Genomic DNA, 10,323 nt, shown 5'->3' with positions numbered 1-10,323 from the left:
AGACGGCGTTGAATACCGCTGTCGCACTGCATGATCGTGGCTCGCTGGAGAAGTACGGCATCGAGTTGATCGGCGCCGACTTCGATGCCATCCAGCGCGGCGAGGACCGGCAGATGTTCAAGGACATCGTGGAGAAGGTCGGGGGCGAATCGGCCCGGTCGGCCGTGTGCCACACGATGGACGAAGTTCGTGCGACGGTAGACGAGCTCGGGTTTCCCGTGGTGGTCCGCCCGTCGTTCACGATGGGTGGGCTCGGCTCGGGTATGGCATATAACGATGCCGATCTCGAGCGAATCGCCGGCGGCGGTCTCGCCGCATCGCCGACTGCGAATGTCCTTATCGAAGAGTCGATATTGGGCTGGAAAGAATACGAACTCGAATTGATGCGGGATAACCGCGACAACGTCGTGGTCGTATGTTCCATCGAGAACGTCGATCCGGTCGGTGTGCACACCGGCGACTCGGTGACCGTCGCGCCCGCGATGACGTTGACCGACCGTGAGTATCAGAAGATGCGCGACCTCTCCATCGACATTCTGCGTGAGGTCGGCGTCGATACCGGCGGCTGCAATATCCAATTCGCTCAGGACCCGACCGACGGACGGCTGGTCGTCATCGAGATGAATCCGCGCGTGTCACGGTCGTCGGCCTTGGCGTCGAAGGCGACCGGTTTCCCGATCGCGAAGATCGCCGCGAAACTGGCCATCGGCTATAGCCTCAACGAGATCGTCAACGACATCACCAAGGAAACGCCGGCCTGTTTCGAGCCGACGCTGGATTACGTCGTCGTGAAGGCGCCGCGCTTCGCTTTCGAGAAGTTCCCGGGTGCCGACGACACATTGACCACCACCATGAAGTCGGTCGGCGAGGCGATGAGCCTGGGCCGCAGTTTCGCCGAGGCACTCGGCAAGGTGATGCGGTCGCTGGAGACCAAAGCCGCCGGATTCTGGACCGATGCCGACCGGCCCGATCCGGCCAGCGTCGACCTGCCCGCGCTATTGAAAGAACTGTCGGTGCCCAAGGACGGTCGGCTGTACGGGCTGATGCTGGCATTCGACGCCGGTGCCAGCATTGAGGACCTCTACGAGGCAACCAAGATTGATCCGTGGTTCCTGGCCGAGATCGCCGCGATCGGTGCGCTGGGCAATGACATCCGCGACGCCGCCACCCTCGACGAGCCGCTGCTGCGGTTGGCGAAGTCGAGTGGCTTCTCCGACCGCCAGATCGCTGCTCTGCGAAGCGATTTCGCCGACGAGGCCGCGGTACGCGCGCACCGTGTGAAACTCGATGTTCGGCCGGTGTACAAGACCGTCGATACGTGCGCCGCAGAGTTCGAAGCACGCACGCCATACCACTACAGCACCTATGAACTCGACCCGGCGGCCACGAGTGAGGTTGCGCCGCAACGGGATCGGCCAAAGGTCCTGATTCTCGGGTCCGGTCCCAACCGGATCGGGCAGGGAATCGAATTCGACTATTCGTGTGTGCACGCGGCGATGACGCTGACCGAGGCCGGCTACGAGACGGTCATGGTCAACTGCAACCCGGAGACGGTGTCGACCGACTACGACACCGCCGATCGTCTCTACTTCGAGCCGTTGACCTTCGAAGATGTGCTTGAGGTCTACCACTCCGAGTCGACGTCGGGGACGGTGGCCGGCGTGATTGTCCAGCTCGGCGGGCAAACGCCGCTTGGGCTGGCCCATCGCTTGGCCGAAGCGGGGGTACCGATCGTCGGCACCAGTCCGGAGGCCATCGATCTCGCCGAGGATCGCGGGGAATTCGGCAAGGTGCTCACCGATGCCGGGTTACCGGCACCGGCGTTCGGCACCGCGACGACTTTCGACGAAGCACGCGAGACCGCCGATCGGATCGGTTATCCGGTGCTGGTCCGGCCGTCGTATGTGCTCGGCGGACGTGGCATGGAAATCGTGTACGACGAAGCGTCACTGAGCGATTACATCTCGCGCGCAACGGAATTGACGCCGGACCACCCAGTGCTGGTCGACCGCTTCCTCGAAGACGCGGTGGAGATCGACGTCGACGCGCTATGCGACGGCACCGACGTCTACATCGGCGGCGTGATGGAACATATCGAAGAAGCGGGAATCCACTCCGGTGACTCGGCATGTGCTCTGCCACCGGTAACCCTCGGTCGAGCCGACCTTGAGGCGGTCCGTAAATCGACCGAAGCTCTCGCGAAGGGGATCGGTGTGCGCGGTTTGCTCAACGTGCAATACGCGCTCAAGGACGACATTCTCTATGTGCTGGAAGCGAATCCGCGCGCCAGCCGGACCGTCCCGTTCGTATCGAAGGCGACTGCCGTGCCGCTGGCCAAGGCATGCGCGCGAGTGATGCTGGGTACGTCGATCGCCGAATTGCGCGGGCAGGGCATCTTGCCAGCGCACGGCGACGGTGGGCAAGCTCCGGTGCAGACACCGATCTCGGTCAAGGAAGCGGTGTTGCCATTCAACCGATTCCGCCGTCACGACGGGACCGGGGTCGACTCACTGCTTAGCCCGGAGATGAAGTCGACCGGCGAAGTGATGGGCATCGACGCCGACTTCGGCCGCGCGTTCGCCAAGTCGCAGACCGCCGCCTATGGGTCGCTACCGCTCAGCGGTGCGATCTTCGTATCGGTGGCCAATAAGGATAAGCGAGCGCTGCTGTTCCCGGTGAAGCGTCTGGCAGATCTCGGCTTCTCCATCCTGGCCACCGAAGGCACCGCGGATATGTTGGAGCGCAACGGTATTCAGTGCACGCGTGTGCATAAGCACTCCGATACCAACCTCGCGACGGGGGAGCAGACGATTGTCGATACCATCCGCGCCGGTGACGTAGCGATGGTGATCAACACGCCATTCGGGCAGTCCGGCCCGCGCGTCGACGGTTACGAAATCCGTTCTGCCGCAGTCTCGGTGAATATCCCGTGCATCACGACGGTGCAGGGCGCAGGCGCTGCCGTGCAGGGTATCGAGGCGGCGTTGAGTGGCGACGTGGGTGTCCGGTCGCTGCAAAGTCGGCACGCGGCTTTGGTGCAAGGTCGATGACCGAGGGCGGGTACGCGCAGCGATATTGCGCGGTGGTCGGTGCGAGGGGCCGGTTATGCGCCGGTATCGATCCGCATCCGCCGTTGCTGAAACAGTGGGGCTTGCCGGTGTCGGCGGCCGGCGTCGTCGAATTCGGTGAAATCTGTGCCGAGGCGTTCGGCCCGACCGCGTCGGTGATCAAACCGCAGGTGGCGTTTTTCGAGGCATTCGGTTCCGCGGGACTCGCCGCACTGGAGTCGGTGATCGCCGCCTGTCGGGCGGCCGGCGCGTTGGTGATCGCCGACGCCAAACGCGGCGATATCGGCTCGACGATGGCCGCCTACACCACGGCATGGCTCGATGACGCGTCACCGCTATGCGCCGACGCCGTCACGGGGTCGCCGTATCTCGGTTTCGGGTCGTTAAAGCCTGCCATAGAGCAGGCTGACGCGACTGGCCGCGGGGTGTACGTGCTAGCGCGGACGTCGAATCCAGAAGGTGCCGAGCTTCAATTGGCAACGCGCACAGACGGTACGACGGTCGCTCAGGGCATCGTCGACGATGCTGCTGCGCATAACGCCGATGGTCGGGGAACGGTTGGTCTGGTCGTCGGCGCGACTCGTGCGCACGGACTGGATCTGTCGAAGGTGCGCGGCTCGATCCTCGCTCCGGGGCTAGGTGCACAGGGCGCGACACCGGCCGATCTGCCGGAAGTATTCGCGGGAGCGGACCCGTCGTGGGTCCTGCCGGCGAGTTCGCGTGGATTGTTGACGTCCGGTCCCGACGTCGGGGCATTGCGTAGTGCTTACGAGCGAACCCGCGACGAGGTCGAGGCCGCGCTGGCCTAGGCCCCCGAGCCGTGAAAATCGTCCGAATAGTTGCCCGCCGAGGGCATATTGCCCCAGCGGGGCAACTATTCGGACGATTTTCACTGGCGGCGGAGGGGCACGGAAGGTCAGGGCATGGCGAAGGTGTCGTTGGACAGAAGTTCGACTCGATCGGCGCCGATGAGGTTGATCAGCGTCTTCTGCACGGCGTCGCGCAGCGTCGACGGTGTCCGATCGGTGTAGACCACCGCCAACTGCAGGGCTGGGGCCGCCGGGGCGCCGGGCAATGGGCGCAAGCCGTCGGGGAGCCGATCGAGCACCGGCACCAGCATCGCGCCGGCTCCGGCGCGTACCGCGTCGAGGCCGGTCGCCAAATCGTTGACCTCGGCGTGCACCCGCCACGTGTGTCCAGTGCCGCTCCAGGAGTCGAAGCTGGGTTGTCGCAACGTACATGGCGGCGTGAAGACCGTCAGCGGAATCTCCTCGTCGTCGCCAGGTGGTTGTATGTTCGACGACCACAGCCATTGCAGGCGCAGCCCGTCGGGGCGCGGTCGCAGCTCCGGTGCCACACGCGAGGTCACCGCGATGCTGACATCGTCGTCGGTGAGCATCTGCCGGACGGTCACGTTGCGGTCCAGATGAAAGCGAATCTCGTTGTCCGGCAACAAGAGTCGCAGCTCCGACATCAGCGTGGGCAGTACCACCCCGGCGCTGTTCTGGGCGGTACCAACCGACATGACCGTATGTGAATGCTTATCGAATCGCTGCACGGCGGCGTCATGGGCGATTAGGATCGCCCGGGCGTGCCCGAGTAGTTCCTCGCCGTCGGGAGTGAACGCGAGCCGACGACCGTCGCGGACAACGAGTGGGGTGCCAGCCTCGCGTTCAAGTTTGCGAAGATGCTGGCTAACCGCGGATTGTGTCAGCATTAGCGACTGTGCGGCGCGGTGGACGCCGCCGGTCGATGCCACGGCGGCTAGCGAGCGCAGGGGAGTGATGTCGAAGGTGCGTGCCACCACATCAGGCTAGGTTCCCCGTGCTCGGCGCGCTAGTAAGTTCACGTTTGCTTATCAATTACGATCCATTTTTTGATTAGACAATGTGAACGGTTAGCGGTCAGATGAAGGCATGAGACTCTCTCCGACGCTGGCGGCCTCTACGGCGATCTTCTACGCACTGGGCTATCCGGTCGGCGCACTGTCGGTGCGATACGCGACGCCGGGTGTGGTGTTGATCGCCAGGTTCGTCCTTGGCGCGCTCATTCTCGCCGCCATAGTCGGCATTCGCCGCCTCGACTGGCCGCGAGGTCGGCAGGCGTGGCATGCGGTGGTCATCGGATTGACAACGCAGGGAATGCAATTCGTCGGCTGCTACGAGGCGATGTACGCCGGGGTGTCACCGGTTCTGGTGGCGCTGGTTATCGCGATGAACCCGGTGATCACCGCCGCTTTAGCGAGCCTGCTGTTGCGGGAACGCTTGTCCGCCCGACGAATCTGCGCCGTGGTGATCGCGTTCGCCGCGGTCTGCGCGGCCTTCGCGGGCCGCGTCGCCGACGTCGGGCATATCGACCTGGCCGTGGTGTGGGTCATCGTCGCGGTGATCGGCCTCGCATTCGGCGGCGTGTATCAACAACGGTTCATGACCGACGGCCATCCGATGGCGATTAACGCGATCGGAGCCGCGGCGGCCGTGGTGCCCGCCGGCGTCTTCGCGGCCCTGACGACGCAGCACATCACCAACACCGGCGCCGCGATCGGATCGATAGCCGTCCTTGTCATCGCGAACTCGGTGATCGCGGCCAGTCTTTACCTAGCCGCCATCAGGCGCGCTGGGGCGTCCGCGGTGTCCCTACTGTTCGGGGTCATCCCGTCGATCGCCGCACTACTGACCTGGGCGATCCTGGCCGAACGGCCCGACATCGGTGTGATCGTCGGCCTCGTGCTCGGTGCGGCGGCATGCGCGCTCGGCAATGACGGCGCTCGCGCCGGAACTCGAACGCAACCCGATTCGACGTCGGACAACGGCGTCGAATGCGGTTCGATGGCCGCGACACGCTGATGTGACCGAACTCGTCCAAATTATCTGCTGACCGGCGTTGTTACACACCACTGGTCACACTGGTCGCAGCATCGACGGTCGGTCGCCGCACCATTTTCCTACTCTCACCTGCGCCAACGTTGGTTATAGCCACCTCGCGAGAGGGAATCGGTCTTGGGCAAACGACCTGGACGCTACAACACCGTCATCTCGACGTTTTAGTGGGGTGGCCCTCGAAATGCCTGCTCACGTTGGGTACGGTCGATCACGCGCCGCATTCAATCGCGGCCAGGCGAGCACTACCCGTGCGCGCCGCCCCAAGACGAAGATCACGATTTACGGAGGAACCCGTGGCACTTCCCCAGTTGACACCAGAGCAGCGCGCCGCAGCGTTGGAGAAGGCAGCTGCTGCTCGCCGTGTCCGTGCGGAGCTCAAGGAGCGCCTGAAGCGTGGCGGCACCGACCTCAAGCAGGTCCTCAAGGATGCCGAGACGGACGAGATCCTCGGCAAGATGAAGGTCTCGGCGCTGCTCGAAGCCCTGCCGAAGGTTGGCAAGGTCAAGGCCGGCGAGATCATGACCGAGCTGGAGATCGCTCCTACCCGCCGTCTGCGCGGCCTGGGCGACCGTCAGCGCAAGGCTTTGCTGGAAAAGTTCGACCTCGCCTGATTTGAGCGAGCAGAATTCGACGGTCCGTCCGCGGACCGCCAGTTCACCGAGGGGCCGACTGATCGTTTTGGTCGGCCCCTCGGCTGTCGGCAAGTCGACTGTCGTCAATCGCGTCCGTGAGTTGCTGCCCGAGCTGTTCTTCAGCGTTTCAGTTACCACCCGCGACCCGCGTCCCGGTGAGGTCGACGGCCGCGATTACCATTTCGTCTCCGACGCCGACTTCGACACGTTGATCGCCGACGGCAAGCTGCTCGAATGGGCCGAGATCCACGGTGGTTTGCAGCGGTCGGGAACCCCGCGACAGCCGGTGCTCGACGCGCTGGAAGCCGGAAAGCCGGTATTGGTCGAGGTCGACCTGGAAGGCTCGGCCAACGTCGTAGCGCAACTGCCGGAAGCTCGTACGGTCTTCTTATCGCCGCCGACCTGGGAAGATCTCGTCGAGCGATTGACCAGCCGCGGCACCGAATCGCCCGAGAAAGTGGCCCGCCGACTGGAGACCGCTCGAGTCGAAATGGCATCGATGGACAACTTCGACCAGGTGTTGGTGAACCGCGAAGTCGACCAGACGGCCAATGAGTTGGTATCCTTGCTGGTTGGACCTGCCGGCGTGGCGCACTGACGCCAGACGGACGCCCCACCACCGCAAATCTTCATCGCCACATTTTGAACCGCAACGCAGTAGAACTGAGGAGCTCCGTGAGCAACCCGACCGACTTTGACGTGACCGAGATCGACGCGCCGGCGTATGACACCCCATTGGGTATCACCAATCCGCCGATCGACGACCTACTCGATCGCGCGTCGTCGAAGTACGCGCTGGTCATCTACGCGGCCAAGCGCGCGCGGCAGATTAACGACTACTACAACCAACTCGGCGACGGCATCCTGGAATTCGTCGGTCCGCTGGTCGAGCCCGGCTTGCAGGAAAAGCCGTTGTCGATCGCTATGCGCGAGATCCACGCCGACCTGCTCGAGCACACCGAAGGCGAGTAGTCCCGACGCTGTGTTCCGCCGGATTCGCATGCAGGGAGTCACCTGGAGATGAGCAATTCGCAGGCCGGCGACGATCGACGCGCCGAGCGGGACCGCAGACCGCGGGTCCTGATCGGTGTTGGCGGCGGCATCGCCGCTTACAAGGTCTGTTCGGTGATCCGGCATTTCAAGGAAGCCGGAGCCGACGTTCGCGTCATCCCAACCGATTCGGCGTTGAATTTCGTCGGCGCGGCCACGTTTGAGGCACTATCCGGGAATCCGGTCAGCACGACCGTTTTCGACGATGTCGACGAGGTCGCTCACGTCCGGTTGGGGCAACAGGCCGACTTGGTTATCGTCGCTCCAGCGACCGCGGATCTGATGGCGCGCGCCGCCAGTGGTCGCGCTGATGATCTGCTCACCGCCTCACTTCTGACCGTCCGCGCTCCCGTTCTTTATGTGCCCGCGATGCATACCGAGATGTGGGAGCATCCGGCAACGCAGGCCAATGTCGCGACATTGCGTGCCCATGGCGCCACCGTCATGACTCCGGCGTCGGGGCGGCTCACCGGAACCGACTCAGGCGCGGGCCGACTACCCGATCCGCAGGAAATCTCCCTTATCGGGGAATTATTACTCGATCGCGCTGACGCGCTGCCTTACGACCTGAACGGGATTCGTGTCCTGGTCAGCGCGGGCGGCACTCGCGAACCACTCGACCCGGTCCGCTATCTCGGTAACCGATCGTCGGGCAAACAGGGGTATGCGCTCGCCCGCGCCGCCGCCCAGCGAGGCGCACAGGTCACCTTAGTCGCTGGTGCCACCGACGAACCCGGTGATCCGGCTGGCGTCGACATTGTGCGAATTGAAACGGCCGCTCAATTGTCCACTGAGATGACCAAACGCGCCGTCGACGCCGATGTGGTGATCATGGCCGCGGCTGTTGCCGATTTCCGTCCATTGGCGGTATCGGAAGCCAAGATAAAGAAAGGTGCCGACGGACCGGCACCAATCGAACTCGACACCAATCCGGATATTTTGCACGGATTGGTGGAAAGCCGTGCGGCAGGCGATATCCCGGCGTCGACGGTTATCGTCGGCTTCGCCGCGGAAACGGGGGATGAACGCGGCGGTGTACTTGATCATGGCCGAGAGAAGTTGCGGCGCAAGGGAACTGACCTTCTCGTCGTGAACGCGGTCGGCGCGGGCAAAGCTTTTGGCACCGTTGACAACACCGGTTGGCTGTTGAGTTCGACCGGCACTGAGACGGCTCTGCCGCTCGCATCGAAAACACTCATGGCGAGCCGAATCCTTGACGAAATCGCGTTGTTGGTACCAGATTGGGATGCACGCAACGTCTGATACGGCCCGCCGCACGCTTCGATAAAGGCGTGTGTAGGTTGGATGACATGACATGGGGGAGCTGACCAGCACACCCCGTACTCCTGAGTTGTTAGTCCCCCGGAGAGGACCCCGATGACCATCTCGTCACGCCTGTTTACCAGCGAATCAGTAACTGAAGGCCACCCGGATAAGATCTGCGACGCGATCAGCGACGCGATCCTCGATGCACTGCTTACTAAGGACCCGGGCGCTCGCGTCGCGGTGGAGACGTTGGTCACCACCGGTCAGGTTCACGTCGCGGGCGAAGTGAACACCACCGCTTACGCCGATATCCCGACCATCGTGCGGGAGAAGATTTTGGAGATCGGCTACGACTCCTCGACCAAAGGCTTCGACGGTGCGTCCTGTGGCGTCAATGTGGCGATCGGTGCGCAGTCGCCGGAGATCGCCGGCGGTGTCGATAACTCACACGAGGCGCGCAGTGGCGACCTCGAGGACGAACTCAACGCACAGGGTGCGGGCGATCAAGGTCTGATGTTCGGTTACGCGACCGCCGAGACACCCGAGTTGATGCCGGTGCCGATCGCACTCGCGCACCGTCTGTCCCGCCGCCTAACCGAGGTCCGCAAGGACGGCACTCTGGCGTACCTGCGTCCCGACGGTAAGACGCAGGTCACCATCGAATACGCCGACGACCAGCCGGTACGCCTGGACACCGTGGTGATCTCGACCCAGCACGGCGAAGGAATCGATCTTAATACTCAGCTCGAACCTGACCTGCGCAAGCATGTCGTCGAAGCGGTCCTCGCGGATCTGAACCTGCCCAACCCGCTTGACGTGTCCAATTTCCGCCTGCTGGTGAACCCCAGTGGAAGCTTCATTCTCGGCGGACCGATGGGCGACGCCGGACTGACCGGCCGCAAGATCATCGTCGACACCTACGGCGGCATGGCTCGCCATGGTGGTGGCGCTTTCTCCGGCAAAGACCCGTCAAAGGTCGACCGTTCTGCCGCATACGCGATGCGTTGGGTCGCCAAGAATGTCGTCGCCGCCGGACTCGCGAAGCGGGTTGAGGTTCAGGTCGCCTACGCGATCGGTAAGGCCGCACCGGTTGGTCTGTTCGTGGAGACCTTCGGTACCGAGTCGGTCGACCCGGCGTCGATTCAAAAGGCGATCGGCGAGGTCTTCGACCTACGGCCACTGGCGATCATCCGCGACCTGGATCTGCTGCGCCCGATCTACGGCCCGACTGCCGCGTACGGCCACTTCGGCCGCACCGACATCGAGTTGCCATGGGAAAACACCGACCGCGCTGGAAAGCTGAAGGCGGCACTCGGCGTCTGACGCGCCATAGGTACGATCAGAAATCCACCCGCTTTGCTCGGATTCACCCCACGAAGGATCGAGGGTGAATCCGAGCAGAGCGGGTGGATTTCCGCTATGTCT

General features: G+C 63.5%; 9 protein-coding genes. 8 read left to right on the top strand and 1 reads right to left on the bottom strand.

Features of this window, described 5'->3' with window-relative positions:
• Together carB and pyrF are read left to right on the top strand one after the other, a co-directional pair.
• The coding region (carB, locus tag GOEFS_RS08860) for a carbamoyl-phosphate synthase large subunit (protein ID WP_007317559.1) at window positions 1-3,050 on the top strand (3,050 nt) is incomplete at its 5' end.
• Window positions 3,047-3,877, top strand: a complete 831-nt coding sequence (pyrF, locus tag GOEFS_RS08855; protein ID WP_007317558.1) for an orotidine-5'-phosphate decarboxylase — start codon at window positions 3,047-3,049, stop codon at window positions 3,875-3,877. The genes carB and pyrF, both read left to right, overlap by 4 nt.
• Window positions 3,878-3,984: 107 nt before the next feature.
• Here pyrF and GOEFS_RS08850 read toward each other — a convergent pair whose 3' ends face one another.
• Complete coding sequence (locus GOEFS_RS08850) at window positions 3,985-4,872, bottom strand: LysR family transcriptional regulator (protein ID WP_245549799.1); 888 nt, start codon at window positions 4,870-4,872, stop codon at window positions 3,985-3,987.
• A gap of 112 nt (window positions 4,873-4,984) precedes the next feature.
• Between GOEFS_RS08850 and GOEFS_RS08845 the strand changes: the two genes are divergently transcribed.
• From GOEFS_RS08845 to metK, 6 genes are all read left to right on the top strand, one after another.
• Window positions 4,985-5,914 (top strand): DMT family transporter, encoded by a 930-nt coding sequence (locus tag GOEFS_RS08845; protein WP_007317556.1) that lies wholly within the window; start codon window positions 4,985-4,987, stop codon window positions 5,912-5,914.
• Between the two features lie 329 nt (window positions 5,915-6,243).
• Window positions 6,244-6,561, top strand: a complete 318-nt coding sequence (gene mihF, locus GOEFS_RS08840) for an integration host factor, actinobacterial type (RefSeq protein WP_007317555.1) — start codon at window positions 6,244-6,246, stop codon at window positions 6,559-6,561.
• 1 nt (window position 6,562) lies between these two features.
• A complete protein-coding gene (gene gmk, locus GOEFS_RS08835) occupies window positions 6,563-7,180 on the top strand; it encodes a guanylate kinase (protein WP_083837275.1) in 618 nt (205 codons plus the stop codon).
• Window positions 7,181-7,257: 77 nt separating this feature from the next.
• Complete coding sequence (gene rpoZ, locus GOEFS_RS08830) at window positions 7,258-7,554, top strand: DNA-directed RNA polymerase subunit omega (protein WP_007317553.1); 297 nt, start codon at window positions 7,258-7,260, stop codon at window positions 7,552-7,554.
• Between the two features lie 48 nt (window positions 7,555-7,602).
• The gene (coaBC, locus tag GOEFS_RS08825; RefSeq protein WP_007317552.1) at window positions 7,603-8,895 is read left to right on the top strand and encodes a bifunctional phosphopantothenoylcysteine decarboxylase/phosphopantothenate--cysteine ligase CoaBC; all 1,293 of its coding nucleotides are present in this window, start codon (window positions 7,603-7,605) and stop codon (window positions 8,893-8,895) included.
• Between the two features lie 114 nt (window positions 8,896-9,009).
• Complete coding sequence (metK, locus tag GOEFS_RS08820) at window positions 9,010-10,221, top strand: methionine adenosyltransferase (protein ID WP_007317551.1); 1,212 nt, start codon at window positions 9,010-9,012, stop codon at window positions 10,219-10,221.
• Window positions 10,222-10,323: the final 102 nt, after the last annotated feature.

It is taken from the genome of Gordonia effusa NBRC 100432, from assembly GCF_000241305.1.
GTDB lineage: Bacteria > Actinomycetota > Actinomycetes > Mycobacteriales > Mycobacteriaceae > Gordonia > Gordonia effusa.
This window is presented reverse-complemented; position numbering and strand designations above follow the sequence as displayed.

Bases quoted from the DNA above. Each gene is read 5' to 3' on its own strand.
- pyrF (WP_007317558.1), top strand. From the start codon at position 3,047: ATGACCGAGGGCGGGTACGCGCAGCGATATTGCGCGGTGGTCGGTGCG.
- GOEFS_RS08845 (WP_007317556.1), top strand. From the start codon at position 4,985: ATGAGACTCTCTCCGACGCTGGCGGCCTCTACGGCGATCTTCTACGCA.
- coaBC (WP_007317552.1), top strand. From the start codon at position 7,603: ATGAGCAATTCGCAGGCCGGCGACGATCGACGCGCCGAGCGGGACCGC.
- metK (WP_007317551.1), top strand. From the start codon at position 9,010: ATGACCATCTCGTCACGCCTGTTTACCAGCGAATCAGTAACTGAAGGC.